Raw genomic sequence first — 25,394 nt, 5'->3', positions numbered from 1 at the left:
GTCGCGCCGCGGTCGGCCCCCCGTTTCGCCCCCGTCCGCATCGTAGGCAGGCTGTCCGCCGGGCCGATCGGCGGGTGGCCGCGTCAGCCGACGCTGTTCAGGTTCCAGTCGGAGACCTCGCGCGAGACGATGACCTTGGAGAACATCGATCGGCCCGTGACCCGGATGAGCGGGCCGTCCTCGCGTGTGCCGCCGCTCACTTGGCGCTTGCCGAACATGGAGCCGCCCTCGTCGACCACCTGGGCGTTGTCGGGCACGAGCACGATCAGCTTGCTGAAGCGGGCGTCGGCCTCGATGGTGATCTCCCGGCCGGGCAGCACGGCGTCCGTCAGGTCGATGATCAGCGCGCCGAACCTCGCCGACAACCTGGTGTGGCGGGAGGCGACCCAGCGGCCCTTCCTGATCACCTTGCTGAACTTCGAGTCGATCGTCTGCTGCTCAATACCGAGGGCCACCATGTTTGGCGCCGACACATCGGGCAGGTCAGAGGTGATGGGGACCAGTTCACCGACGGTCTTGGCCGTGTAGGCAGCGTCGAGGCGGTCCGCGTGTTCGAGGCTGGTGAGCCTTCCGGTGGCGAGGGCCTCACCGAGCACCGCGGCCACGCGGTCGCGGTCGGCGTCGGAGGCGCGCATAACGGGATCAGGGGTCACAATTTGCCAGTCTATTCCCTATCGAGATATGTCGCGAGCGGTCAAACCTCAGCGAAAACTTGGAGACCAATGGAACCGGGGACGCTGTGCATAGCGTCCGGGTATAAGAACCGTAGACGCATGACAGGCGCCAGAGGTTTACAGCGGATCGAACAAAAAAGATGGGAAAGGCTTAGTGATCTTGAACCAGGCGGGCACGCGCCGCTTCAGGGCGTACACGTCCAAGCACCTCGACGAGCTCCTGCGACGTGCGGGGCTCGACGATGAGCAGCGGCTGAAGGTACGCGCCGTCGCCACCGTGCTGCCCTTCCGGACGAACGCCTACGTTGTGGACGAGCTCATCGATTGGTCGGCAGCGCCCGACGATCCCATATACCGTCTCGTCTTTCCCCAGGAGGACATGCTTCCGGCCGCGGACGTCGCGAGGCTGGCCGACCTGCTCAAGGCCGAGGCGCCCAACGTCGAGATCCAAGCCGAGGCCAACCGGGTGCGTGCGCAGCTCAACCCGCACCCCGCCGGGCAGAAAGAGCTCAACGTCCCCCGGATCGGCGCGGAGCCGGTGCCGGGGCTGCAGCACAAGTACCCCGAGACCGTGCTCATCTTCCCCAAGCAGGGGCAGACCTGTCATGCCTACTGCACCTACTGCTTCCGATGGGCGCAGTTCGTCGGCGACGCGGACCTGAAGTTCGCCTCCGACGACATCGACCAGATGGTCTCCTACATCCGTCAGAACCCCCAGGTCACCAGCGTGCTGATCACCGGCGGCGACGCCATGATCATGGGCGAGCCGGTGATCAGGCGATACATCGAGCCGCTGATCGGCCTGGAGCAGTTGGAGTCGATCCGGATCGGCACCAAGGCGCTGGCCTACTGGCCGCAGCGGTTCGTATCCGACCCCGACGCCGACGCCACGCTCGAACTGTTCGAGCAGGTCGTGGCCGGGGGCAAGAACCTGGCGTTCATGGCCCACTTCACGCACCCGCGCGAGCTGGAGTCGCCGCTGGTCGAGTCCGCGGTCAAGCGGATCCTCGGCAGCGGGGCAACGATCAGGACCCAGGCGCCGCTGATCCGGTCGATCAACGACGATCCCGCCATATGGTCGGGCATGTGGCGGCGGCAGCACAGCATGGGGATGATCCCGTACTACATGTTCGTCGAGCGCGACACCGGCCCGCAGGACTACTTCGCGGTTCCGCTCGCCCGCGCGTACGAGGTCTTCAGGGAGGCCTACTCCAAGGTCTCAGGGCTCTGCCGGACCGTCCGGGGGCCTTCCATGTCGGCCACCCCCGGAAAGGTGTGCGTGGACGGCGTGACCGAGATCGCCGGTCGGCGGGTGTTCGTGCTCCACTTGATCCAGGCCCGCGACCCCTCTCTGGTGGGCCGGCCGTTCTTCGCCGAGTACGACCCGTCAGCGGTGTGGCTGACGGACCTGCGTCCGGCCTTCGCCGATCGCTTCCCGTTCGAGGTATCCGTGGAAGACATGCTCGTGCCGGCCTGAGCGGTCAAGCGCGTGCCCCGCAAGCGGAAAGATTGAGCCCCCGGCCCGTGACAATTGTTTTCCCGACCGTTGTCGACGGGCCGTCGGGGCGCCTCTTCTGAATGCGGGTGACGTCAACGGAATATCGGATATACACCCCGGCTATTTCCCGATTTGTCTCCCGACTCGACACCCCTCCCATGATCCCCTCTGGGCTGCTGAAGGCCGTGTGACGTGGACTTTCCGTGGCCTGCACCCGGCCGACCGCGGTGATACAACTGCGTCAGTAGCTCAGCCGGGACGGCGCGCTTCGTGTGGTGCCCATAGCGTGTACGCCACGGCATTCGGGGGTTATCGAGACGCATCTCAGCATTATTTGAGAGCGCTCGATCACGAGCCGGGAAGGCAAATCATGAAACGTATTATCAAGACGGCGGTCGCCGTCGCGGGGTTGGCGCTGGCCGCGGCGTCGTTCGCGTCGGCCGCCCAAGCTGAGGCCCGTTACTCCGCGGTCGGGAGCCTGCCGGGGGGCGGTGACCCGATCCAGCCGCTGGGTGGTGTGAACAGCCTGAACGGCTTGTCCGCCGGGGCAAAGGTCGGTGGGGTTCTCGACAGTGAGATGTCCGGTCCGCGAGCCGCCTCCGAGCGGGCTGAGGGGGTCGCTCTTCGGGCCGTTCCCCAGCGGGGCGCCGCCACCGAGGAGGTCTCGCCGTACTTCGGCGGCCGCCTGATGAGTCCGCCGCCGAGCAGGCGCACGGGCCGGCACGCGGATGGGCCCAGGGGCGGGCGCATGGACGACCCCAGGGGAGGGCCCATGGATGGGCGCATGGACGGGCCCAGGAGCGGGCCTTTGAACGGCCCCAGGGGCGGGCCCATGAACGGGCCCATGAACGGCCCGAAGAGCGGACCTATGAACGGGCCGAAGAACGGACCTATGAACGGGCCCATGAACGGACCCGTGAACGGGCCCATGAACGGCCCCAAGAGCGGGCCCATGGACGGCCCCAAGGGTGGGTCCATGGACGGGCGCGCAGATGGGCCCAGGGGCGGGCGCATGGACGGGCGTGCGGACGGGCGTGCGGATGGGCGTAGGGACGGGCGTTGGACCTGGGGCGCGGACCCGCGTGCGCATGGGCGTAGGGGCTGGGGCTCGGAGGCGCATGCGCATGCGAGCACTCGCACAGGCGCCCACGCGGACGCCCAGGCAGGCGATCACCCGGACGGACGTGCGGACGCACGTGCGGGCAGGCGCAAGGACCGGTTCGAGAACCGGTTTGAGGACCGGCTGAAGCACCAGCTCCAGAACCAGTTTGAGGACCCGAGCACGGACCCGCGCAGGGACCCGCGCACGGATCGGCGTACGGGCGAGCAGGCGGGCGTGGGCGAGGTGCCCGGTGCCGCGCGTCTGGCGGAGTCGGTCGCGTCCGTCGACGAGATCGCCCCGCTCGTCGAGGACGCGTCCCACGCGGTCTCGACCTACGGGAAGAAGGCCGCCGGGAGCCTCGGCGGCACGGTGACCCCGCTCGCGGGGACCACTGAGGCGACGGCGGACGCTGTCTCGGGCTTCTCCCGCACGGCCGATCGCGGCGTGATGGCGATCTGACCCAGGCCGATCGCGATGTGATCGCGATCTGGCCGCGACGCCTTCCGGATGTCGGGCGTTCGAGCCGTGGTGGCGGTTCGTGAGTGTCATAGGTGCGTGCGCTCAGGAACGGGCCGCGACGGCCACGAGACGGCGCGTCCGGCGGGAAACATGATCGAGGGTCGGTGCGTCCCCGGAAACGTGGGACGCACCGCCACAGAGCCGGCGTGGCCGGTCGGCGAGCCCCAACGGTGCCGGGGTGTTCGACACGGCCGTCACGCATACGTCACGAGCCGCCCGCGAGAGCGGGTGGTCTTCTGGCCGGCCCGGGCGGACGCGCCCGGGCATGGGCCGCGCCCGCGCACCGCCACACTGCAGGGCTGTGGCGCCGCGTGAGTCGCGGCTCGCCGCCGGTCTCGGATCCCCGGGGCCGGCGGCATCGTCATTTCTACAGCAGGCGGACGCCGGTGCGGCGGGCTATCTGGGCCTGCAGTCTGGCCATCTGCCAGTGGAGGTCGATGAGTTGCTCGGTCAGTTGGGCCCGGGGAACGTCTGCCACGTCCTCGACGGCCAGATGGTCGATCGCGGCCGCTAGCTCTCCCATCGCGCGCTCCCACTCCATCGGCGTCCTCGTATCGAAACAACGTTCGAATGATATCGGAACACCGGCCACGGTGTCAGTTATTTGCCCCGCGAGTCGCGCGGGCATGACGGCGGGCATGACAGAAGCGCGGACGCCTGACGGAGGCGTCCGCGGGAGCGGGGGGCGGTCAGCCCTGGTTGAGGGGCGAGGGTCAGCCCAAGGGGATCAGCCCGAAGGGATCAGCCCTTGTTGTAGGCGGCGAGGACTTCCTTGGGGTCGCCGTCCATCTTGATCTTGCCCTTGTGCAGCCAGATGACCCGGTTGCAGGTCTCCTCGATGACCCTGAGGTCGTGCGCCACGAGGAAGACCGTGCCCGCCGACTCGCGGATCTGCTTGATGCGTTCCTCGCTCTTCTTGCGGAACTCGCGGTCGCCGGTGGCCAGGGCTTCGTCGATCAGCAGCACGTCGTGGGTCTTGGCCGAGGAGATGGCGAAGCGCAGCCGGGCGCCCATGCCGGAGGAGTAGGTGGACATCGGCAGCTGGACGAACTCATCGATGCCGGAGAAGTCGACGATCTCCTGGTATTTCTCCCGGACCTCGCTCGGGGACATGCCCATGGCATAGCAGCCGAGCACGATGTTGCGCTCGCCCGTGAGCTCGCGCATGAGCGCCGCGTTGACGCCGAGCAGCGACGGCTGGCCGTCGGTGTAGACGGCGCCCGAGTGCGGCGGCAGGAGGCCGGCGATGGCGCGCAGCAGCGTGGACTTGCCCGAGCCGTTGCGGCCGACGACGCCGATCGCGTCACCGTGGTAGGAGACGAAGGACACGCCCTTGACGGCGTGCACCTCCTTCATCTGCGGGCGGCCCTGGCGCTTGACCAGCCGCGTGAGGGCGTTGACCGCGTTGCCCTTCTCGTTGTCGCTGGCCGCGCCGTAGACCCGGTAGACGATGTGGAGATCGTCCACGATGACCGTGGGCGTGCCCGTGGGGACGTCCAGAGGCCTCTTGCCGGCGGGGGCCGGGTTGGGGTGCACCCTGACGTCCTTCTTGGGGGCGTCCGCCTTGGGGACGACCTCGCCGGGGACGGCGGGCTCCTGGCCCATCACCTGTGACAGCTCCTTGGTCAGTTCAGCCACGCCCGTACCTCTCCTCAGCTCGCCAGAAGTACCAGAAGCCGAAGCCGAGTGCGAACACTGCCCAGAATACGCATGACACCCACACCATCGTCGGGGGCATGTGCCCGTTCTCGCGATGGTATTCGTCGATGAGGATGTCACGCATCCACTCGATATAGGAGGCCGCGGGGTTGAGGTACATCACGTTGGCTACCCATTGGGGCAGATGAGCGCCGCTGACCACCCTGTCCTGGATGGAGAAGAAGACACCCGAGGCGTAGAGCCAGGTGCGCGTGATGAACGGCAGCAACTGGTTGAGGTCCCGCATGGAGGAGCCGAGCCGCGCGATCACCAGGCCGGCGCCGATGTTGAACAGGGTCTGCAACAGGAGCACGACCGGGATCAGCAGCCAGAACCAGTTGGGCAGCTCGCCGGTGAGCATGACAAGCGCCAGGAGCACGCCCATGGAGATGGCGAGCTGCTGCAGCTCCTGGATCGTGTAGGCCAGCGGCAGGGAGGCTCTCGGGAAGTGGAGCGCCCGGATCAGCGACAGGTTGCCGGAGATCGACTTGGCACCCGCGGTGACCGTCCGCTGCGTGTAGGTGAAGACGAACATCCCGGTCAGCAGGAAGGCCGGGTAGTTGGGAACGTTCTTGCTGCCACCCAGGATGATGCCGAACATCAGGAAGTAGATGGCGGCGTTCAGCAGCGGGGTCAGGACCTGCCACAGCTGGCCCAGGGCCGAGCTGGAGTACTTCGAGACGTTGCGCGAGGTCGCGTACGTCAGGATGAAGTGTCGGCGCTCCCACAGCTGGCGCACGTAGACAGGGAACCTCGGCCGCGCGATGGCACGGCGAAGCCCGTATCTCTGGGCGAGCTTGGCCAGCGGCTCCCCGCTTCGGCCGCCCGCCTGGGCGTCCGCTACAGCGGATTCCGGCTGGCTCATGGCAAGGACTCTATTGGATCCGGCTCGTTGAGGTGTCTGCCGCGACAGTTCGCGACAGACTGTTGGACGGTGTCCCGCGTTGACCGGTTCCAAGGCTGGTACCAGGGCATGCCAAGACTCGCTCAACCGTAGCTCAGCGACACGCGGGATGGCGGCTAGGGCGCGACCAGTGGCGCCAAGGGGGTATTTTTCATCAGCTGTTCACGTCCCGTAGTGTCCGCTTTAGAGGTTCTTCGGTGGGTTTGGTGCTCTATGCGAGAAATGACTGTGACGTTGGATAAGCGCACGTGTGACCGAACTGCAACGCACCAGAGACTCCGTGGTGGCAAGTAGTAAGGGATAGTCGCGATCGACTGGCAGGGCGTCGGCTGGTTTGACCAGGTCAGCCAAACCCGGGGGACGACAAGGAGCCCCCGTCAGGCTGCTCACGATCATCGCAGCTCAGCGCTTACGCCCACCTGTTTGAGGGAGGAATCTTTTTACCATGCGTGTTACTAAGGGCGCACAGATCGTCGCCGGTACCGCGCTGCTAGCCCTCGCGGTCGCCGCGTGTGGCGGCGGCGGATCCACGACCGGCAACCCCGCGTCGAGCGGAGGCGGCGACACGCCGGTCCGCATGGAACTGGGCGAGCCGCAGAACCTGCTGGTCCCGTCGAACACCACGGAGTCCGAGGGCGCTGAAGTCCTCGCTGCGGTGTTCGAGCCGCTCGTCAACTATGACGAGAACAAGCAGGTCGTCCTGGCGGCGGCCGAGTCGATCGAGAGCACCGACAACAAGGTGTGGACGATCAAGCTCAAGCCGTACACGTGGCAGGACGGCCAGCCTGTCACCGCGCAGAACTACGTCGACGCGTGGAACTACGCGGCCAACCAGGACAACGCCCAGGGCGCCGGCTACTTCTTCGGCCGCGTCGAGGGTTACGCCGACCTCAACCCTGGCGAGGGCAAGCAGGTCACCACCAAGGAGATGAAGGGCCTCAAGGCGGTCGACGACTCGACGCTGCAGGTCACGCTCACCGCGCCGTTCTCCCAGTTCAAGACCATGCTGGGCTACACCGCGTTCTACCCGCTGCCCAAGACCGCCTTTGGCGCCGACGGCAAGGTGACGCAGGAGTACGGCGAGAAGCCGATCGGCCAGGGCCTGTTCAAGCTCGACAAGCCCTACAAGAAGGGCACCGACCAGTCCATCGACCTGTCGGTCTACGACAAGTACCCGGCCAAGAAGCCGGCCGGCTGGACCAAGCTGCAGTTCAAGCTCTACAACAGCTCTGAGACGGCCTACAACGACCTGCAGGCCGACAACGTCGACATCCACGACTCGCTGCCCGCCTCGGCGATCTCCAGCGCCAAGACGGCGCTCGGCGACCGCTACCAGGACCAGCCTGACGCCGGCGTCGGGTACATCGGCTTCCCGCTGAAGTACAACGACGAGTACAAGGACGTCAAGATGCGCGAGGCCATCTCGATGGCCATCGACAGGAAGACCATCGCCGAGACGGTCTTCTCCGGCACGCGTTCGCCGGCTGACGACTTCATCAACCCGGCCATCGACGGTTACCGCCAGGGCGCCTGCCAGGCCTGCCAGTACAACCCGACCAAGGCCAAGGAGCAGTACAAGGCGGCCAATGGTCCGGCGAAGCTGGAGCTCGGCTACAACGCCGACGGTGGCCACAAGGAGTGGATCGAGGCCGCGGCCAACAACCTCCGCGCCAACCTCGGCGTCGAGGTGACGGTCAAGCCGTTCGAGAAGTTCGCGAGCATCCTTGACGCCCTCGACAAGAAGGAATACAAGGGCATGTTCCGGATGGGCTGGGCGATCGACTACCCGTCCGCCGAGAACTACCTGACGCCGATCTTCTCGACCGGCGCCATCAAGACCGGTTCGAACTACGCGGGCTACTCCAACAAGGAGTTCGACGAGACGGTCGCCAAGGGCGACCAGGCGGCGACTCCCGAAGAGGGGCTGAAGTTCTACCAGCAGGCGGACGACATCCTCATCAAGGACCTTCCGTACATCCCTGTGTACTTCTACCGTAACAACTCGGGATACTCGACCAAGGTCAAGAACGTCAAGATCAACCTGCTCAACCAGGTTGAGTGGGCCGACGTCGAGAAGGCCTGACGCTGTTCGCGGGGGCGGGCGCCTAGTCGCCCGCTCCTCGAGAGCCCGCCACGAAGGCAGTCATTGGGGCCGTGAGAACCCCAGGTCCCGGCGACTGCCTTCTTGGCATGTACGGGAGGCTTGAATGGGCCGTTACGTTATCCGGCGCCTGATCCAGGCGATACCAGTCCTGCTGGGCGCCACCCTCTTCATCTTCGCCATCGTCTTCGCGCTTCCTGGCGACCCCATCGCGGCGCTGGCCGGCGAGAAGAGGCAAGATCCCAACATCGTGCTGATCCTGCGGGATCAGTATCACCTCAATGATCCGCTGCTGCTGCAGTACTGGTACTACATCAGCAACATCTTCCTGCACGGCGACTTCGGCAAGACCTTCGCCGGAGTGCCCGTGACCCAACTGATGGCCGGAAAGTTCCAGGTCACCCTGAACCTGGCGCTCGTCGCCCTCATCATGGAGGCGATCGCCGGCATCCTGCTCGGTCTGTGGGCCGCGCTGCGCCGCGGCCGGGCGATCGACACCATGATCCTCGCCTCGACGCTGCTGCTCATCTCCGTTCCGCCGCTGGTGACCGGCTTCGTGCTCCAGTTGTGGCTGGGCGTGTGGCTCAAGCAGCAGGTGGGATTCGAGATCTTCCCGATCGCGGGCATCACCGCGGGGTTCAAGGCGTACTTGCTGCCCGGATTCGTCCTGGCGGGGTCGGGGATCGCGTACCTCACCCGGCTCACAAGGACGAGCCTGGTGGAGACGCTGAGATCCGACTACATACGAACAGCGACTGCCAAGGGAATGCCGAGACGAAGAGTCATCGGCCGGCACGGGCTGCGCAACGCGCTGATCCCGCTGGTCACCTACCTGGGCGCCGACGTCGGCACGCTCATGGGAGGTGCGGTGATCACCGAGACCATCTTCAACATCCCGGGCATCGGCCTTCAGATCTACCAGGGTGTATATCTGAGGGAGCAACCCATTGTCGTAGGTATCGTGACGATTCTGGTGCTGGTCTACATCTTGGCGAACCTGCTTGTCGACCTGCTGTACGCCGTGCTCGACCCGAGGATCCGCTATGAGTAATGACCCACAGCTAGGACCTGTGCAGACCGTGACCGCGCCACCTCCTCAGGCCAAGCCCAAGCGGCAGGACAAGCCCGCGAGCCTGTGGAGCGACGCGCTCTACGACCTGCGGCGCAGGCCGATGTTCATCGTCTCGGTCGGGATCATCCTGATCCTGCTGGTCATGTCGATCTGGCCGTCGCTGTTCGCCTCGATCAACCCGTTCGATCCCAAGACCTGCGAACTGGCCACGGCGCGGCAGGGACCGAGCGCGGGCCACATCTTCGGCAAGGACAACCTCGGCTGCGACGTGTACGCCAGGACGATCTATGGCGCGCGCAACTCGATCGTCATCGGCATCACCACCATGATCGTCACGGCGGTCGTCGGTGGTCTGCTCGGCCTGCTCGCGGGCGCTCGCGGCGGAGCCATCGACACGGTGTCCTCCAGGATCACGGAGGTCTTCTTCGCGATTCCGTGGATCCTCGGTTCGCTGCTCATCACGGCCACTTTCCGGGACGTCGACCTGGGCATCTGGATCGTGGTCATCGCGCTGGCGGTGCTGTCCTGGCCGATGACGTTCCGCATCATGCGGGCGGCGGTGATGACCGCCAGGAGCCAGGACTTCGTGCTCGCGGCGCGTGCGCTGGGTGCCGGACAGAGCCGGATCATGTTCAAGCACCTGCTGCCGAACGCGCTCGCCCCGGTGATCGTCGTCTCGACGATCAACCTCGGCGGGTTCATCGCGGCGGAGGCGGCGCTGTCGTTCCTGGGAGTCGGGATCCAGTCCCCGAACATCTCCTGGGGTCTGATGATCGCCGATGCTCGCAACCGGTTCCTGGAGGCGCCGCTGCCGCTGTTCTTCCCGGCGCTGTTCCTGAGCATCACGGTGCTCGCGTTCATCATGCTGGGCGACGCGGTGCGCGACGCCCTCGACCCGAAGCTCAGGTAGGAGGGGGGTTCAAGTGAGAAAGGCAACAACGGACACGTTGCCCGCCGAGGGAGGGCTGGGTAACGAACCGCTGCTCGCCATCGAGGACCTGCACGTGGAGTTCCACACCCGCCCGGGAATCGTGCGTGCGGTCAACGGGGTCAGCTACTCGCTCAGCCCCGGGGAGACCCTCGCCGTGCTGGGTGAGTCGGGCTCCGGCAAGTCGGTGACCGCCCAGGCGATCATGGGCATCCTCGACATGCCGCCGGCCCGCATCCCCAAGGGAGAGATCCGCTTCCACGGCACCGACCTGCTGAAGCTGTCGGACGAGGCGCGCACCCAGGTGCGCGGTCAGCGGATCGCCATGGTGTTCCAGGACGCGCTGTCCGCGCTCAACCCGGTCTTCACCGTGGGCTGGCAGATCAGCGAGATGTTCCGGGTGCATCGCGGCATGTCCAAGCGCGATGCCGTGAAGAAGTCCATCGAGCTCATGGACAGGGTCCGGATCCCGGCCGCCAAGCAGCGGGTGAACGACTACCCGCACCAGTTCTCCGGGGGTATGCGCCAGCGCATCATGATCGCCATGTCGATCGCGCTGGACCCCGAGGTGCTGATCGCGGACGAGCCGACCACCGCGCTCGACGTGACGGTTCAGGCCCAGATCATGGAGCTGCTCGCCGAACTCCAGCGAGAGAGCAACATGGGCATGATCCTGATCACGCACGACCTCGGCGTCGTCGCCGACGTCGCCGACAAGATCGCGGTCATGTACGGCGGGCGGATCGTCGAGAACGCCCTCGTGCACGACATCTACGCGAGCCCGGCCCACCCCTACACCAAGGGGCTGCTGGAGTCGATTCCCAGGGTCGACCAAAAGGGTCAGGACCTGTACGCGATCAAGGGCCTGCCGCCCAACCTGCTCGACATGCCGACCGGCTGCGCCTTCCACCCGCGGTGCCCGTATCGCCAGGACAACTGCGTGACGGACAACCCCCCGCTCTACGAGATCAGCGGCACGCGCAGCAGCGCCTGCCACTACTGGAGGGAGGTCCTCGATGGCGACCAAGGGTGAGCGCATTCTCGAAGTCCGCGACCTCGTCAAGCATTTCCCCCTGACCCAGGGCATCGTCCTCAAGCGGCAGATCGGCGCGATCAAGGCCGTGGACGGTGTTTCGTTCGACCTCGACAAGGGTGAGACGCTGGGCATCGTCGGCGAGTCGGGCTGTGGCAAGTCCACGCTGGCCAAGGTGCTGATGGCGCTGGAGCGGCCGACCTCCGGCTCGGTGAAGATCAAGGGCCGGGACATCGCCAAGGCCAGGGGTGGCGAGCTCAAGCGGATGCGGCGCAACATCCAGATGGTGATGCAGGATCCGTACACCTCCCTGAATCCCCGGATGACCGTCGGCGACATCATCGGCGAGCCGTTCGACATCCACACCGAGGTCGCCCCCAAGGGCGACCGCCGCCGCAAGGTGCAGGAGCTGCTGGAGGTCGTGGGGCTCAACCCCGACCACATCAACCGCTACCCGCACCAGTTCTCGGGCGGGCAGCGTCAGCGCATCGGCATCGCCCGCGGTCTGGCGCTCCAGCCGGAGATCATCGTCTGCGACGAGCCGGTCTCCGCGCTCGACGTGTCGATCCAGGCCCAGGTCATCAACCTGCTGGAGCGGCTGCAGAACGAGTTCGACCTGGCGTACATCTTCATCGCCCACGACCTGTCGGTGGTGCGCCACATCTCCGACCGGGTCGCGGTGATGTACCTGGGCAAGGTGGTCGAGCTCGGTAAGGACACCGAGATCTACGACAAGCCCGCCCATCCGTACACGCAGGCGCTGCTGTCGGCCGTGCCGGTCCCCGACCCCGAGGGCCGTGAGCAGCGTGAGCGGATCATCCTGCAGGGCGACCCGCCGTCGCCCGCCAACCCGCCGTCGGGCTGCCGCTTCCGCACCCGCTGCTGGAAGGCGCAGGAGATCTGTGCGGAGGAGGAGCCGCTGCTGCAGATCCGGCCGGGGACGGGCCACGAGAGCGCCTGTCACTTCGCCGAGACGCACGACGTGGTTCACGTCGGCTGACCGCCGATGCCAAGGCCCTCTGCGGGAGCTTCCCGCGGAGGGCCTTGGCGGTTGTACGGCAGGCTGGGTCAGCGGGTGGCTATGACGGCCGAGCCGTGGCCGAACAGGCCCTGGTTGGCGGCCAGGCCGACCCTGGCGCCCTCGACCTGGCGCTCGCCCGCCCGGCCGCGCAACTGCCGCGTAAGCTCGCAGACCTGGGCGATGGCCTGGGCGGGGATGGCCTCGCCGAACGAGGCGAGCCCGCCCGACGGGTTCACCGGTACGCGCCCGCCGAGCGCGGTGTCGCCCGCCCGCAGCAGCTTGCCGGCCTCGCCTGGCGGGCAGAGACCCACGTCCTCGATCCAGTCCAGTTCGAGGGCCGTGGACAGGTCGTACACCTCGGCGAACGAGACGTCGCCCGGTCCGACGCCCGCCTCCTCGTAGGCGGCGTGCGCGATGGCGGCCCTGAAGGGGCGTTCCGGAGGGGGTACGGCGGCGGACGAGTCGGTCGCGAAGTTCGGCAGCTCCAGGACCGTGTTGGGGAACGTGGGCGTCACCGTCGAGACGGCGGCGATGCGCACCGGGTCGGCCACGCCCAGCCGGCGGGCGTACTCCGGCGAGGCCAGCACCAGCGCGGCACCGCCGTCCGAGGTCGCGCAGATGTCCATGAGGCGCAAGGGGTCGGCCACCATGGGCGAGGCCAGGACCTCCTCGGCCGTGACGACCTTGCGGTAGCGGGCCATCGGGTTCAGCGAACCGGCCAGGGAGTTCTTGACCTTGACGGCGGCGAAGTCGTCGGTGGTCTCGCCGTACAGGGCCAGCCGTCTACGGGCATAAAGCCCGAAATATGCGGGATTTGTGGCACCGAGCAGCCGGAACCGCAGCCAGTCGGGGTCGTCCGGACGGTCGCCGCCGACCGGCTTGAAGAAGCCCTTGGGTGTGGCGTCCGCGCCCACCACCAGCGCCACGTCACAGAGCCCCGCCATGATCCGCATGCGCGCGATGTCGATCGCCTGTGCCCCCGACGCGCACGCCGCGTAGCACGAGGCGATGCGGGCGCCGGACCAGCCGAGGGCCTGGGCGTAGGTGGATCCGGCGACGAACCCCGGATAGCCGTTCCTGATCGTGTCGGCGCCCACCAGGAACTGGACGTCGGTCCAGGCGATCCCGGCGTCCCGCAGCGCCTCCCGGGCCGCCGCCACGCCGTACTCCGCGAACGGTTTGCCCTGCTTGCCCCACGGGTGCATGCCCGTACCGAGCACCACGACGCTCACGACGCGCGCCCCCACATCCACACCAGGGGTCCGTCGGCCAGCGGGCCGTGGGTGAGCTCGACCTCCATGCCGACCTCCAGCTCGTCCGCCGTGAGGTCCTTGACCTGCCCCAGCACCACGATGCCCGCGCCGGTCAGTTCCACCGCCGCCAGCGTCACGGGCGTGTACGGCTCGGCGGCCACGAACGGCTCGGGCGGCGGGTAGGCGGCGCTCGTGTACGACCAGACGCGGCCGCGGCTCGGCAGCCTGGTCTCCTCCATGGACTCCCCGTCGCAGTGCGGGTTGCGGCAGAACCCGCGCTGCGGCGGGAAGCAGACCGTGCCGCACGCCGCGCACCGGGTGCCGATCAGGTGGGTGCCGGCGTCCTCGATGACGAACCAGCCGTCGATCGCAAGGCTCATAGGGAGGAGTATCACACAAGCGCTTGCTAGGTTACATCCCTCCCGCGCCACCGGTGCCGGACGAGCACCCGGCCCGACATGACCGCCGTCAGCAGCACCATGCCGAGCACCACCGGCAGCCGCGACGACGGCGCCTGGGACGCCGGCGGGCGGGAAACCGGGCCGTCGCCGAAGTAGCCACCGGTCCCCACACCGGCCCCGGCGGACGCGGCGGCGGGCCTCGCCAGGCGGTCGGCCGCGCGCAGGGCGAGCAGCGCGTTGGCCACCCCGTGCCCGTACGAGCGGTTGTAGCCGTCGGCGGGCCGCCGCCTGGCGCCCTGCTCGATGGCCGTCCGCACGTGGTACGGCGAAAGGTCGGGGTACATCGCCTTGATCAGCGCGGCGATGCCCGCCACCATGGCCGCGGCCGAGCTCGTCCCGTCGCCCACCACGTACGAGTCGGCGCCGTCGGCGGTCACGATGCCGGTCCCCGGCGCGACCACCGAAAGGTAGTCCTGGCGGTTGGAGAACGGCGCCACCTCCAGCCGCCGGTCGACCGCGCCCACGGCGATCACGCCGGGGTAGGCGGCGGGGAAGTTCTTCTTGTTGGTCGTGTCGCCGTCGTTGCCGGACGAGGCCACCAGGACGGCACCGCGGCTGATGGCGTACTGGACGGCCTCCTCCTCGGCGGCCGAGCCCTCCCAGGAGCCGCTACCGCCGCCGAGCGACATGCTGATGACGTCGGCGCCGTGGTCGACCGCGTAGCGAATGCCTTTGGCGAGGGCGTCGCGGCCGCCGGCGTGCTGCTTCTGGCGGAGCGGGTCGCCGTTCTCCAGCGTGACCCTGACGGACAGGACGCGGGCGGCGGGCGCGACCCCGATGACACCGCTGTCCGCGTAACCGCCGCCCTCGGTGCCGGTCGATACTTTGCCAATCGCCGTCCCGCTTGCTGCGGGAGCCCTTGTTCCGTGGTCGCCCACCGCAGGGATGCCTACTGCGGCCCTGTGTGGTGCGGGGATGCGTGCTGTCCCGCCGTTCGCTGTCAGGCTGTTCACTGTCGGGGCGCTGTGGCCGTGGCCGGCGATGAGGCTGGCCATGGCGGTGCCGTGGTGGCCCCACAGGGCCGGTTCGCCGGCGTCGCCGGTCAGGTCGGGCCCGGCGACCACCGCGCCGGCCAGGTCGGGGTGGCGGGCGTTCACACCGGTGTCCAGTACGGCGACCAGCACGCCGGCGCCCCGGCTCAGCTTCCACGCCTCCGGCAGGCGCAGGGTGGCGAGCTGCCACTGTCCGGCGCGGGCCGCCGAGCCCACGTCATCCGAGGCGCTCGGTCCCGCCCCGGCCACCAGGACCCCCGCCGCCAGGGGCCCGGCCATCAGCAGGCCCACCGCCAGCGAGCCGGCCAGGGGCCTGATCATCTGGTCAGACTTCCGTACAGGGCCGTGGCCAGCCGGCGGGCGGTGTCACCGAGGCGTCTGGCGACGAGCTCGCCCGGCTGGTACGGCCGGCCGTCCGCGTACCCGGCTGCCGTCGCCACGACGTAGGCGTCGTTCGACGAGATCAGCGCGCCGGTGACGTACTGCGACTCGCCGAACCGCTCGGCCGGCCCACCGGGAAAGGCCACCGGCCGCACGGTCGGCAGCCGCCCCGCGATGGTCCCGGACCGGTCACCCAGCCCATCACCCCGGCCGGCACCCGACCCCAGGCCCGCCAAGCGCCCGGTACCGGTCTCGGGCCCGATTCCGGGCAAGCGTCCGGTGGCCGAGTCCGGCAGCCGGTCAGTGCCGGTCTCTGCCCCGACTCTCGGCAAGCGTCCGGTGGCCGGGTCTGGCAGTTGGTCGGTGTCGGTCTCTGGCGCCTCGCCGGACAGACGTCCGGTACCGGTCTCGGGCCCGATTCCCGGCAAGCGTCCGGTGGCCGCCCCAGGCAGCTGGCCGGTGCCGGTCGCTCGCGATCTGCCGAGCGGACGGCCCGCGCCGGTGTCTGGCGTGCCGTCGGGCGGACGGTCGGCGCCGGTGTCTGGCGTGCCGTCGGGCGGACCGCCGGTACCGGCCCCTGAGGGCCCGTCGGGACGGCCGGTGGCGGTCGCTCGCGGCCCGCCGGACATACAGCCGGTGCCGGACTCTGGTGACCCGGTCGGCAGGCGGCCCGCGAGTGTCAGCGGGAGGTCGTCCGTCAGGCGGTCAAGAGGCCGGAGGGCGTCAGGGCCGGTCAGTACGGCGATGCCGACCGTCGCCACGAACGTCTGCGTGCTGTCCGCGTACGTGGCGCGTAAGGCCGTGACGCACCCGCGCAGCAGCCGCGCGACCCCGGGCTGGAAGGCCACCCGGCACGGCGACTCCGGGGCGACGCCGGCCAGGACATAGGTCACGCGGGCCCCGGAGGGGCTGGTGCCGGGTACGGAGCTCGGGAACACCCTGGCCACCGGCCACGCGTGCCAGCGCTCCGGCACGGGTGGCTCCGACGACGGCAGGGCCGCGGACAGCAGTGAGAGCAGCACAACAGACAAAGGGAACACGTGCACCTCGCGGGCAGGGGAGGGGTCGCCCGATGCCCGTGCATTCTGACACGCGATCGACGGTCCAATCTGACGCTTCGGTAAACAGACCGATACGCGGTGTAATTTCCTTTTGGCGGCTTTCGTCTCGCGGAGCGGGCGAGAGCCGCACATGGGCCTGGTCAGGGCGAGGGCGAGAGCCGCACGTGGGCGCCCGGTGGCAGGCCGAGGCGCTGGGCCGCGTCGCCCGAGTTGACGGCTATGGCGATCAGCCCGGCCGAGTCCGCGAAGGCCACCAGCTCGCCCGGCGGCACCGCCGCGAACGTCTCCCGGTACGGCAGCGCCAACTGCCTGCGCCCCAGCCAGACCCCGAGCGTGTCCCCGATCCGCACGCCCAGCGCCGCCAGGTCGCCCGCCGCGATCGACAGCTGGGTGTTGCCATAGCGGTCGACCGAAACCACCTCACCCTCGACGCACCCCTCGCGGAGCTTCGAGGTCGGCTCCGGCAGCGAAACCAGCCGCGAGAGCGGAACCTCGGGTCCCAGCTCGGCCGGTTTGAGCCCGCCGCACAGCCGCCCGGCCACCGGCGAGAACACGTCCCGCCCGTGGAAGGTCGGCGAGACCGGATGCAGGAAGTAGTCGGCGTTGCTGATCTCGTAGGCCGCCTCCGCCCCGCCGCTGGCGTGCATGGCCCACGACAGGAGCCCGTTGTCGGGGCCGATGAACACCCGCCCGCCCGCCTCCACGGCGACCGCCCGCCTGGCTCCGCCCGCGCCGGGGTCGACCGCCCCGATGTGTACGCCCTTCGGGAGATAGGGGATGGTTTGGGAGAGTATGGCGGCGCCGCGCCGTACATCGCCCGAGGGGATCAGGTGGCACACGTCGATCACCCTGGCCTCGGGGGCGATCCCGGCTATCACTCCATGACAGGCGGCCACATAGCCATCTTCGAGTCCGTAGTCGGTGAGAAGTGTGATGACTGAGGTCACATTTGGTGACTGTACGTCTCTCAATCCGCCGTGAACACCCGCACTCCGCACATTACGATTGGCACGGGCCCGCGTGCCCACGATGTGATCGTCGCGCGCCCTTCCGAGGAGGACACCATGGACACTGCGCCGGTCAGCGGTGACAGTGCTGCCCAGGAACCGTCCAGACGACCCCTCTCCGACCGCGATCTCGAACTCCTCGCCTTCGAACGCCAATGGCGGCGTTACGCGGGTGCGAAGGAGCAGGCCATCAAGGAGACCTTCGGGTTCTCCGCCACCCGCTACTACCAGCTTCTCGGTGAGCTGATCGATCGGCCGGAGGCGCTCCAGCAGGATCCGATGCTGGTCAAACGGCTGCGCCGGCTGCGTTCCACGCGCCAGCGCGAGCGCGCCGCCAGACGGTTTGGCATGCGCCCCTGACCTGCTGGGTAAGGCAGGCGCGTGAAGAACATCAGACAAACGGGATCACCCGGTATGGAAGCGATCCTGAAGGATCCGGCGGGAGCCGTGATCGGGCTCGACTTCGACGGCACCCTCGCGCCGATCGTGGCCGATCCCGCCTCCGCCAGGATTCATCCGGAAGCGCCGCCCGTACTCGCCGAGCTGGGCAGGTACGTCAATGCGGTGGCGATCGTGACCGGCCGGCCGGTGGCCACGGCTCTGCGGCTCGGGTCCGGCCTGGCTGACGCGCCGGGCTCAACCGACGCGTCCGGCCGGACCGACGCGCCCGGGTTGGCCGACGTGCCCGGCCTGGTGGTGCTGGGGCATTACGGGTTCGAGCGCTGGGAGGACGGCCGGGTCTCGGCGCCGCCGCCCCCGCCCGGCGTGCTCGAGGCCGAGGCCGAGCTGCAACTGCTGCTCGTCTCCCTCGGCGTGAAAGGCGTGGCGATCGAGGACAAGGGCCGGGCGGTCGCCGTGCACACCCGGCGCAGCGCCGACCCCGAGGGCACGCTGGAGGCCCTGCGTGAGCCGCTGGCCGCACTGGCGAAGAAGCACGGGCTGGTCGTCGAGCCCGGCCGGCTGGTGCTCGAACTGCGGCCGCCGGGCATGGACAAAGGGCACGCGCTCGGCCTGTTCCTGGCCGAGCGGGCGGCCAGGTCGGTCATGTTCGTCGGCGACGACCTGGGCGATCTGGCGGCCTTCGACGCGGTCAGGAACTCAGGGTTGCCGGGGGTGAACGTGTGCAGCGGCTCGGCCGAGGTGACCGCGCTGGCCGAGCGGGCCGACATCGTGGTGGACGGCCCCGATGGCGTGGTGGCCCTGCTGCGGGAGCTCGCGTCGGCTTTCAAGGGGCACTAATTCGCGCTAACTCGCCTACAAGTACGCAACCCGCGTGCAAGCGCGCGCCGGTACGGTCGCGGGATGTCGAAGAGATACCTCGCCGTGGCGGGCCTGTCCGTGGCCGCCGCCCTCCTCGTCCCGGCCGCCCCTGCCTCGGCGAGCACCGCGAACCATCCGCTCAAGCTGCGCCAAGGGCTGACGCTGTCCCTTCCGAGCTCATGGAAGGTGTACGGCAAGGGCGACTGGATCCATGTCGTCACCGGCAAGTGCGCCAAGCCCAAAGGGGAGTACTTCACGCCGGAGTGCCGCGGCTTCTGGGTGCTCGGGCCCGCGGCCATCAAGGTGGGTCACGAGCTCAATCCGTACACGCCCGACCGGCCTTTCTACTCGGCGACCGACGTGGAGCCCTGCCCGCTCAACCGCAAGTGGAGCCAGACGTTCAACGGCTCGGCGGCCAAGGGGCTGCGCCAGGTCGGGCCCGGCCACAAGGCGTACTACCGCGCGTGGAAGGGCACCTGCGTCACTGGGACGGGCAAGGCGCGGGCCGCCTTCGTCCAGCGGGAGTGGTACCTGCCCAAGAGCGGCGTCCTCGTCGTCGACTCATGGAACACCCCCGGCCTGCCCGGCGTACTCAAGCACGCGACCTGGCGATAAGCGCTCAGGCGCGTGGCCTGGCGATGAGCACACCGCCGGCGGCCAGCCCGATGAGGACGGGGACCAGCAGGAACGCGTTCCAGGTGCCGAAGCCGTCGGCGAGCGCGCCGAGCGCGAGTGGGCCGAGGGCCATCGCGGACCCGGCCCAGATCGGCGCGGCCGCGCCGGCCCGGTCGGGCCGGTCGCCCGCGTGCGTGATCAGCGCGGCCAGCGCGAGCGGGAAGTGCAGGGACGCGCCGAGCCCGCTGAGCGCGAGACCCGCGTAGGACAGGACGGGCCAGGTGCTCAGCCAGAAGAGCAGCCAGCCCACCGCGGTGACCGCCAGCGCGCCCAGGAAGAGCCGCGCGGGTGGCAGGCGTAAGGCCAGGTACGCGCCGGCGAACCGGCCCGCCGCCAGCCCGGCCAGGAACGCGGTCAGCCCGGTGGCCGCCGCGGCCGCGCTCAGGCCGGTGCGCGCGGCGAACAGTTCGGCGGCCCATAAGTTGAACGAGAACTCCAGCGCCACGCAGCAGCACAGCACGCCGCCCGCCACGAAAAAGCGCCACCCGGGCGGCGTCGACCGTTCGCCGACAAGCAGGGCCGCCGAGGTCGTTGCCGGGGGCCAGACCCGCGCCATCGTCACGACCAGCAGCGCGGTGAGCGCGGGGGTGAGGAGCAGCGCGGCCCGCCAGCCGAGTGCGGTCTGCGCGACCGCGCTGAGCAGGAAGGTCGCCGCCACGCCCGCCACGACGCCGACGGCGTTCGCCTCGCTCAGCGCGGCCGGGCCGGCCGGCCCGTGGTGCTCGCTGAGTGCGGCCATGGCGCTGTAGAGGGCGATCGAGCCGAAGCCGCCGGCCACGCCATAGCCGAGCAGCGTCAGGGGCAGCGCGGAGAACAGCACGATCAGGAGCACGCCCGCGTTCATCCCGGCCAGGCCGATCCAGGTGGTGGTCCGCCTGCCGTAGCGCCTGGTGAGGAGCGGGAGGGAGAGGCCGGCCAGGATCGTGCCCACGGCCATCGCGGTGCCGTGCAGGCCGGCGACCGTGCCGGAGGTGCGCTGCTGGAGGCGGAGGAGCGGCAGGGCCGCGCTCAGGCCGTAGATGAACGTGGCGAACGTACCGAGGATCAGGTAGATCAGCCAGGTCGGCCGGTCCCTGGTCAGCCGGGTGCTCTCTGAGATCGCCGACATGCTAGGCCAGCGCGTCCAGCTGGGCGGCGAACCACTTCTGCGGCGGGAGGGCGGTGGCCGCCGCCTCCAGCCGATCGCGGCGGTTCATGCGCTCCTCCTCGGGCATGACCAGCGCGTCGTGCAGCGCCACGGCCGTGCCGCTCACGTCGTAGGGGTTGACCAGGAGCGCGTGCGGGCCCAGCTCGGCCGCCGCGCCCGCCTCGCGCGAGAGCACCAGCGCGGCGCGCGACGACAGGATCGGGCCCTCCTTGGCCACCAGGTTCATGCCGTCGCGGATCGGGTTGACCAGCAGCACGTCGGCCAGCCGGTAGGCGGCCAGCGAGCGCGGGTAGTCGTCGTTGACGTTGAGTATCAGCGGATCCCAGTCCTCGGTGCCGAACTCGTCCTCGATCTCCTGGGCGCAGCGCTGCACCGAGGCGGTGTATTCGCGGTATTCGGGCAGATCGTGCCGGCTGGGATAGGCGAACGCCAGATGCACCACCCGGCCGTGCCACTCCGGATGGGCGAGCAGGAACTCCCGGTAGGCCACCAGCCCGCGGACGATGTTCTTGGACAGCTCGGTGCGGTCGATGCGGACGATCAGCCGGCGGTCGCCGACCTGCTCCTTGATCGCGGCGATGTTGGACTCGACGTCGGGCTCGTGGGCCCGTGCCCACAGCGCCTCGCCGTCGACGCCGAGGCCGTGCACGCCGATGCGGGTGGTCCTGCCCTCGTGGGTGACCGTACGGCCGGCCCGGTCGACCTCCGCGCCGAGCAGGGCGCGGCAGCAGTCCATGAACGCCCCCGCCCAGCGTTCGGTGAGGAAGCCGGCGTGGTCGGCGCCCAGGATGCCTTCGAGCACCTCGCGCGCGACGTCGTCGGGCAGCAGCGAGAAGTATTCGGGAGGCGCCCACGGCGTGTGGCTGAAGTGCGCGATGCGCAGGTCGGGCCGCTCGGCGCGGAGCATCGCCGGGGTCAGCGTGAGGTGGTAGTCCTGGACCATCACGCGGGCCTCGTGCCCGGCCTCCTCGGCCAGCGCCAGCGCGAACGCGCCGTTGTAGTCGCGGTAGGACTCCCACTCGCGCTCGAACCTGGTGCCGAACAGCGGCGCGTTGGGAATGTCGTAGAGCAGGTGGTTGACGAACCACAGCGTGGAGTTGGCCACGGCGTTGTAGGCGCGATGGAAGGTGGCCGGCGGGATGTCGAGCATCCGCAGCGCGCCGGTGTCGTAGCCGGCCTGGTCGAGCCGGCCGCCGGGCGCCTGGCGTACGGCACCGCGGTCACCATCGGTCAAAGCAGCACAGACCCACAGCACGCCGTCGTCCTTCAGGACCCCGGAGAGTCCGGACACCAGGCCGCCACCGCCGCGCTTCATCGTCAGCACACCGTCGTCCGAGACGGTGAACGAGACGGGTCCTCTGTTAGAGGCGACCAGGACGCTGTTCATTAAAGCTCCCTCCGACCATAGGATCCCAGCTATGGCGCTTGATGACCTAACCGAGGAACTCGCCCGCTCCGCCGCTGCCGGAGATCATCGCGCACTGGGCGAGCTCCTGAGGCGGATCGAACCCGATGTTCTGCGCCATTGCGCCCGAATCCTGCCCTATCACCAGGATGCGGAAGAGGCCTCCCAGGACACTTTGCTGGCCGTGGCGCGCAACATCGGGCGCTTCGAGGGGCGGGCCAGGTTCAGCACCTGGCTGCACATCGTGACGGCCAACTGCGCCCGTACGACCTACCGCACGCTGAAGCGCCGCTCGGCCGAGCAGACCTCCGACGAGCTCCCCATGCAGAAGCCCGACGCGCGGCGGGTCAGCGTGATCGCCGGGTCGCGGCTCGACCTGCTCGACGCGATGGAGTCGCTGGAGGCCAGCAAGCCCGACCTGGCCCAGGCCCTGGTGCTGCGCGACATCGTGCAGCTCGACTACAACGAGGTCGCCGAGCAGCTCGGCATCCCGCTCGGCACCGCGAAATCCCGCATCCACCAGGCGCGCAAGTACGTGCAGGGCGTGCTGGGGGAAGATTACCGCTGAGACTGTACGTCTCGCTTCGTGAGACGGTTGGTGGCTTGACGCGCCTGGCCAGGTAGAGTCAGCTCAGACAACTGAATATTGCTCATCCAGAGGGGTGGAGGGACCGGCCCTGCGAAGCCCCGGCAACCCTCCCGGATTCAGACTCGCGACAGGGCGAGGCCGACCGGGACAAGGTGCCAATTCCGGTCTGTGGTCAAGGTGGCCGCAGGCGAAGATGAGGGAAGGCCTCGCTTCATGTCGCACGACTTCGGACCCGCTGTCGCTCTCTCCTGCCGCGAGTGCGGCACCCGTTACGAACTCGGTCCCAGCTTCGCCTGCCTGGAGTGTTTCGGGCCGCTCGAAGCGGCCTACTCCTTCGGTGACGTCACCCGGAAGGACATCGAGTCCGGCCCCGCCAACATCTGGCGCTACCGCTCACTGCTCCCCGTGCCCGTCGACGTCGCCACCAAGCCGAACATGAACCCCGGCTGGACCAAGCTCGTCAAGGCCGGCAACCTCGGCCGCGCGCTGGGCATCAAGTCCCTGTACGTCAAGGACGACTCGGGCAATCCCACCCACTCCTTCAAGGACCGGGTGGTGGCCATCGCCGTCGAGGCGGCGCGTAACTTCGGGTTCCACACCCTTTCCTGCTCCTCTACCGGCAACCTCGCGGGCGCGGTCACGGCCGCCGCCGCAAGGGCCGGGCTCGACGCGTGCGTGTTCATCCCCGCCGGGCTGGAGCAGGCCAAGATCGCCATGGCTCGCGTGTTCGGCGGCCGGCTGGTCGCCATCGAGGGCTCCTACGACGAGGTCAACCGGTTCTGCTCCGAGCTCATCGGCGACCCGCTGGGCGACAAGTGGGGCTTCGTCAACGTCAACCTGCGGCCCTACTACGCCGAAGGCTCCAAGACGCTCGCCTACGAGATCGCCGAGCAGCTCGGCTGGCGGCTGCCCGAGCAGATCATCATCCCGGTGGCCTCCGGCTCCCAGCTCACCAAGATCGACAAGGGCTTCAAGGAGCTGATCGCGCTCGGCCTGGTCGAGGACCGGCCTTACAAGATCTTCGCCGCGCAGGCCAAGGGCTGCTCTCCCGTGTCGACCGCGTACAAGGCCGGCCACGACGTGGTTCAGCCGGTCAAGCCCGACACCATCGCCAAGTCGCTGGCCATCGGCAACCCCGCCGACGGCCCGTACGTGCTCGACATCGCCCGCCGCACCGGCGGGGCGGTGGAGGACGTCACGGACCCCGAGATCGTCGCCGCCATCAAGCTGCTGGCCTCTACGGAGGGCATCTTCGCCGAGACGGCCGGCGGCGTCACCGTGGGAGTGCTGAAGAAGCTCGTCGAGACCGGGCAGCTCGACCCGGAGGCCGAGACCGTGGTGCTCAACACCGGCGACGGGCTCAAGACGCTCGACGCCGTCGCCGACGACGCCCAGCCCACGGCAGTGATCCGGCCCTCGCTCGACGCGTTCCGCGCGGCTGTCTGACAACCAGGAAAGGCAAGTTAATCATGAGCGTTTCTGTGCGGATTCCCACCATTCTGCGCACCTACACCGGTGGTAACGCGGAAGTGAGTGGGGAGGGCGCGACTCTCCGTGACGTGCTGGCGAAGCTCGACTCCGACTACCCGGGGATCGGCGCGAGAATTCTGGATGAATCGGGCAAGATTCGTCGTTTTGTCAACGTTTATGTTGGCGAAGAGGATGTCCGTTTTGTCGACGGACTTGACACGGCCGCCCCCGAAGGCGCGCAGATCTCCATCATCCCGGCGGTCGCCGGAGGGTAGTCACCCGCTCACTTCAGAAGGCGCTCCCATCTGGGGCGCCTTCTGTTTTTTCCGACAATTCAACGTTGAACGACTCACTCGCCGATGAAATGCGTAATTTGTTGATTGACTCTGTTGCCAAACGCTGTGCCACAGGTATGGTCGAGGGCGATCGTCTGGTGATTTCTCCATATGTCAGGCGATTGAGGGTCTCGCGTAGGAATGGGCGGGATCTATGAGCCCAGTAAGAGGAGTCGGAAGTGGCGCAGGGCACCGTCAAGTGGTTCAACGCGGACAAGGGCTACGGCTTCATCGCGGTAGACGGTGGCAAGGATGTATTCGTCCATTACTCAGCGATCATGATGGATGGCTATCGCTCGCTCGAACAAGGCCAGCGCGTCGAGTTCGAGATCACGCAGGGGCAGAAGGGCCCCCAAGCGGAGTCCGTGCGAGCGGTCTGAACTCACGAAGCTGGTATGTACCGGCAGGTCGCACGGCAGCGCAGTCCGGGCGAAACCACCACTCATCCTTCGTCGACTCGGCTACGGCGGGTCCGGGCGGGCCCGCCGTACTGACTGACCTGGGCATGCGGGTGTCTCAGCTTGCACTCGGCAGGGTAGAGTGCTAAACAGTTCGTTAGCACTCTCTGTTCGAGAGTGCCAACACTGGATCGGGACGATGGGGTCTGCCGAACGGAGATGCAGGCCCATGCCGTCGCGGGCGTCGGCTCGGTCCATTGAAGCCACCCTGCATCTGGGAGGTCTAGCCTTATGGCAGCCAAGATGATCGCGTTTGACGAGGACGCCCGGCGCGGTCTCGAGCGCGGCATGAACCAGCTGGCCGACGCGGTCAAGGTGACCCTGGGTCCCAAGGGCCGCAACGTCGTGCT

The 25,394-nt window shown here is 68.5% G+C and carries 25 protein-coding genes and 1 riboswitch; of the genes, 14 read left to right on the top strand and 11 right to left on the bottom strand.

All coding sequences use genetic code 11. The features are described 5' to 3' along the window. Positions 1-83 precede the first annotated feature (83 nt). A complete protein-coding gene (locus tag AB0B64_RS59500; protein ID WP_357961702.1) occupies positions 84-653 on the bottom strand; it encodes a DUF1707 domain-containing protein in 570 nt (189 codons plus the stop codon). Between the two features lie 175 nt (positions 654-828). On the opposite strand from AB0B64_RS59500, the gene AB0B64_RS59495 reads away from it, so the two are divergent. Both AB0B64_RS59495 and AB0B64_RS59490 read left to right on the top strand, forming a co-directional pair. Then, the gene (locus tag AB0B64_RS59495) at positions 829-2,151 is read left to right on the top strand and encodes a lysine 2,3-aminomutase (protein WP_357961704.1); all 1,323 of its coding nucleotides are present in this window, start codon (positions 829-831) and stop codon (positions 2,149-2,151) included. Positions 2,152-2,542: 391 nt separating this feature from the next. Continuing rightward, positions 2,543-3,733 (top strand): hypothetical protein, encoded by a 1,191-nt coding sequence (locus AB0B64_RS59490; protein ID WP_358205962.1) that lies wholly within the window; start codon positions 2,543-2,545, stop codon positions 3,731-3,733. Between the two features lie 427 nt (positions 3,734-4,160). Here AB0B64_RS59490 and AB0B64_RS59485 read toward each other — a convergent pair whose 3' ends face one another. The 3 genes from AB0B64_RS59485 to AB0B64_RS59475 form a co-directional block, all read right to left on the bottom strand. After that, the gene (locus AB0B64_RS59485) at positions 4,161-4,316 is read right to left on the bottom strand and encodes a hypothetical protein (protein ID WP_225302514.1); all 156 of its coding nucleotides are present in this window, start codon (positions 4,314-4,316) and stop codon (positions 4,161-4,163) included. Positions 4,317-4,534: 218 nt separating this feature from the next. Continuing rightward, positions 4,535-5,431 (bottom strand): ABC transporter ATP-binding protein, encoded by an 897-nt coding sequence (locus AB0B64_RS59480; protein ID WP_358205953.1) that lies wholly within the window; start codon positions 5,429-5,431, stop codon positions 4,535-4,537. After that, positions 5,424-6,356 (bottom strand): ABC transporter permease, encoded by a 933-nt coding sequence (locus AB0B64_RS59475; RefSeq protein ID WP_358205949.1) that lies wholly within the window; start codon positions 6,354-6,356, stop codon positions 5,424-5,426. Before AB0B64_RS59475 ends, AB0B64_RS59480 begins: the two co-directional genes overlap by 8 nt. Positions 6,357-6,840: 484 nt before the next feature. On the opposite strand from AB0B64_RS59475, the gene AB0B64_RS59470 reads away from it, so the two are divergent. The 5 genes from AB0B64_RS59470 (at position 6,841) to AB0B64_RS59450 (ending at position 12,529) form a co-directional block, all read left to right on the top strand. Next, a complete protein-coding gene (locus AB0B64_RS59470; RefSeq protein WP_357961715.1) occupies positions 6,841-8,478 on the top strand; it encodes an ABC transporter substrate-binding protein in 1,638 nt (545 codons plus the stop codon). 124 nt (positions 8,479-8,602) lie between these two features. Further along, a complete protein-coding gene (locus tag AB0B64_RS59465; RefSeq protein ID WP_357961719.1) occupies positions 8,603-9,547 on the top strand; it encodes an ABC transporter permease in 945 nt (314 codons plus the stop codon). Continuing rightward, entirely contained in the window at positions 9,540-10,478 is a 939-nt protein-coding gene (locus AB0B64_RS59460) for an ABC transporter permease (RefSeq protein ID WP_357961721.1), read from the top strand. Before AB0B64_RS59465 ends, AB0B64_RS59460 begins: the two co-directional genes overlap by 8 nt. A 13-nt stretch (positions 10,479-10,491) precedes the next feature. After that, a complete protein-coding gene (locus AB0B64_RS59455) occupies positions 10,492-11,529 on the top strand; it encodes an ABC transporter ATP-binding protein (protein ID WP_357961724.1) in 1,038 nt (345 codons plus the stop codon). Next, complete coding sequence (locus AB0B64_RS59450) at positions 11,513-12,529, top strand: dipeptide ABC transporter ATP-binding protein (protein WP_357961726.1); 1,017 nt, start codon at positions 11,513-11,515, stop codon at positions 12,527-12,529. Before AB0B64_RS59455 ends, AB0B64_RS59450 begins: the two co-directional genes overlap by 17 nt. 68 nt (positions 12,530-12,597) lie before the next feature. Here the strand turns inward: AB0B64_RS59450 and AB0B64_RS59445 are convergent, their stop codons facing one another. From AB0B64_RS59445 to AB0B64_RS59425, 5 genes are all read right to left on the bottom strand, one after another. Beyond that, the gene (locus AB0B64_RS59445) at positions 12,598-13,782 is read right to left on the bottom strand and encodes a lipid-transfer protein (RefSeq protein ID WP_358205934.1); all 1,185 of its coding nucleotides are present in this window, start codon (positions 13,780-13,782) and stop codon (positions 12,598-12,600) included. Then, positions 13,779-14,183, bottom strand: a complete 405-nt coding sequence (locus AB0B64_RS59440; protein ID WP_357961731.1) for a Zn-ribbon domain-containing OB-fold protein — start codon at positions 14,181-14,183, stop codon at positions 13,779-13,781. The genes AB0B64_RS59445 and AB0B64_RS59440 overlap by 4 nt, the downstream gene beginning before the upstream one ends. Positions 14,184-14,209: 26 nt before the next feature. Further along, the gene (locus tag AB0B64_RS59435) at positions 14,210-15,577 is read right to left on the bottom strand and encodes a S8 family serine peptidase (protein ID WP_358205927.1); all 1,368 of its coding nucleotides are present in this window, start codon (positions 15,575-15,577) and stop codon (positions 14,210-14,212) included. Next, complete coding sequence (locus AB0B64_RS59430; RefSeq protein WP_358205922.1) at positions 15,574-16,668, bottom strand: hypothetical protein; 1,095 nt, start codon at positions 16,666-16,668, stop codon at positions 15,574-15,576. The genes AB0B64_RS59435 and AB0B64_RS59430 overlap by 4 nt, the downstream gene beginning before the upstream one ends. A 170-nt stretch (positions 16,669-16,838) precedes the next feature. After that, a complete protein-coding gene (locus tag AB0B64_RS59425) occupies positions 16,839-17,645 on the bottom strand; it encodes an SAM-dependent chlorinase/fluorinase (protein ID WP_357961739.1) in 807 nt (268 codons plus the stop codon). A gap of 117 nt (positions 17,646-17,762) precedes the next feature. On the opposite strand from AB0B64_RS59425, the gene AB0B64_RS59420 reads away from it, so the two are divergent. The 3 genes from AB0B64_RS59420 (at position 17,763) to AB0B64_RS59410 (ending at position 19,580) form a co-directional block, all read left to right on the top strand. Next, a complete protein-coding gene (locus AB0B64_RS59420) occupies positions 17,763-18,065 on the top strand; it encodes a DUF3263 domain-containing protein (protein ID WP_357961742.1) in 303 nt (100 codons plus the stop codon). A 54-nt stretch (positions 18,066-18,119) separates the two neighbouring features. Then, positions 18,120-18,944, top strand: a complete 825-nt coding sequence (gene otsB, locus AB0B64_RS59415) for a trehalose-phosphatase (protein WP_358205916.1) — start codon at positions 18,120-18,122, stop codon at positions 18,942-18,944. Positions 18,945-19,007: 63 nt separating this feature from the next. Continuing rightward, on the top strand, positions 19,008-19,580 hold the full coding sequence (locus AB0B64_RS59410; protein WP_358205910.1) for a hypothetical protein: 573 nt from the start codon (positions 19,008-19,010) through the stop codon (positions 19,578-19,580). 4 nt (positions 19,581-19,584) lie between these two features. Here AB0B64_RS59410 and AB0B64_RS59405 read toward each other — a convergent pair whose 3' ends face one another. Further along, a complete protein-coding gene (locus tag AB0B64_RS59405) occupies positions 19,585-20,748 on the bottom strand; it encodes an MFS transporter (RefSeq protein ID WP_357961752.1) in 1,164 nt (387 codons plus the stop codon). A gap of 1 nt (position 20,749) precedes the next feature. Further along, a complete protein-coding gene (locus tag AB0B64_RS59400) occupies positions 20,750-22,174 on the bottom strand; it encodes a trehalose-6-phosphate synthase (protein WP_357961755.1) in 1,425 nt (474 codons plus the stop codon). Between the two features lie 31 nt (positions 22,175-22,205). Between AB0B64_RS59400 and AB0B64_RS59395 the strand changes: the two genes are divergently transcribed. From AB0B64_RS59395 to AB0B64_RS59380, 4 genes are all read left to right on the top strand, one after another. Beyond that, positions 22,206-22,760 (top strand): RNA polymerase sigma factor, encoded by a 555-nt coding sequence (locus AB0B64_RS59395; protein WP_357961758.1) that lies wholly within the window; start codon positions 22,206-22,208, stop codon positions 22,758-22,760. 79 nt (positions 22,761-22,839) lie between these two features. After that, positions 22,840-22,981: riboswitch (SAM riboswitch) on the top strand. 13 nt (positions 22,982-22,994) lie between these two features. Further along, entirely contained in the window at positions 22,995-24,227 is a 1,233-nt protein-coding gene (gene thrC / locus AB0B64_RS59390) for a threonine synthase (RefSeq protein ID WP_357961761.1), read from the top strand. 23 nt (positions 24,228-24,250) lie between these two features. Then, positions 24,251-24,526, top strand: a complete 276-nt coding sequence (locus AB0B64_RS59385) for a MoaD/ThiS family protein (RefSeq protein ID WP_357961764.1) — start codon at positions 24,251-24,253, stop codon at positions 24,524-24,526. A gap of 239 nt (positions 24,527-24,765) precedes the next feature. Continuing rightward, positions 24,766-24,966, top strand: coding sequence for a cold-shock protein (locus tag AB0B64_RS59380; RefSeq protein ID WP_068927743.1), 201 nt, complete (start codon positions 24,766-24,768; stop codon positions 24,964-24,966). Positions 24,967-25,394: the final 428 nt, after the last annotated feature.

The sequence above is a fragment of the Nonomuraea sp. NPDC049129 genome (assembly GCF_040648495.1).
Classification (GTDB): domain Bacteria; phylum Actinomycetota; class Actinomycetes; order Streptosporangiales; family Streptosporangiaceae; genus Nonomuraea.
Note: the sequence above shows the minus strand (reverse complement) of the source record. Positions and strands in the feature narration are given on the sequence as shown.

Excerpts from the sequence above, each read along its gene's own strand:
- AB0B64_RS59490 (WP_358205962.1), top strand. The coding sequence starts at position 2,543 with ATGAAACGTATTATCAAGACGGCGGTCGCCGTCGCGGGGTTGGCGCTG.
- AB0B64_RS59485 (WP_225302514.1), bottom strand. The coding sequence starts at position 4,316 with ATGGGAGAGCTAGCGGCCGCGATCGACCATCTGGCCGTCGAGGACGTG.
- AB0B64_RS59475 (WP_358205949.1), bottom strand. The coding sequence starts at position 6,356 with ATGAGCCAGCCGGAATCCGCTGTAGCGGACGCCCAGGCGGGCGGCCGA.
- AB0B64_RS59470 (WP_357961715.1), top strand. The coding sequence starts at position 6,841 with ATGCGTGTTACTAAGGGCGCACAGATCGTCGCCGGTACCGCGCTGCTA.
- AB0B64_RS59465 (WP_357961719.1), top strand. The coding sequence starts at position 8,603 with ATGGGCCGTTACGTTATCCGGCGCCTGATCCAGGCGATACCAGTCCTG.
- AB0B64_RS59460 (WP_357961721.1), top strand. The coding sequence starts at position 9,540 with ATGAGTAATGACCCACAGCTAGGACCTGTGCAGACCGTGACCGCGCCA.
- AB0B64_RS59450 (WP_357961726.1), top strand. The coding sequence starts at position 11,513 with ATGGCGACCAAGGGTGAGCGCATTCTCGAAGTCCGCGACCTCGTCAAG.
- AB0B64_RS59440 (WP_357961731.1), bottom strand. The coding sequence starts at position 14,183 with ATGAGCCTTGCGATCGACGGCTGGTTCGTCATCGAGGACGCCGGCACC.
- AB0B64_RS59435 (WP_358205927.1), bottom strand. The coding sequence starts at position 15,577 with ATGATCAGGCCCCTGGCCGGCTCGCTGGCGGTGGGCCTGCTGATGGCC.
- AB0B64_RS59420 (WP_357961742.1), top strand. The coding sequence starts at position 17,763 with ATGGACACTGCGCCGGTCAGCGGTGACAGTGCTGCCCAGGAACCGTCC.
- otsB (WP_358205916.1), top strand. The coding sequence starts at position 18,120 with ATGGAAGCGATCCTGAAGGATCCGGCGGGAGCCGTGATCGGGCTCGAC.
- AB0B64_RS59410 (WP_358205910.1), top strand. The coding sequence starts at position 19,008 with ATGTCGAAGAGATACCTCGCCGTGGCGGGCCTGTCCGTGGCCGCCGCC.
- AB0B64_RS59405 (WP_357961752.1), bottom strand. The coding sequence starts at position 20,748 with ATGTCGGCGATCTCAGAGAGCACCCGGCTGACCAGGGACCGGCCGACC.
- AB0B64_RS59400 (WP_357961755.1), bottom strand. The coding sequence starts at position 22,174 with ATGAACAGCGTCCTGGTCGCCTCTAACAGAGGACCCGTCTCGTTCACC.
- AB0B64_RS59395 (WP_357961758.1), top strand. The coding sequence starts at position 22,206 with ATGGCGCTTGATGACCTAACCGAGGAACTCGCCCGCTCCGCCGCTGCC.
- thrC (WP_357961761.1), top strand. The coding sequence starts at position 22,995 with ATGTCGCACGACTTCGGACCCGCTGTCGCTCTCTCCTGCCGCGAGTGC.
- AB0B64_RS59385 (WP_357961764.1), top strand. The coding sequence starts at position 24,251 with ATGAGCGTTTCTGTGCGGATTCCCACCATTCTGCGCACCTACACCGGT.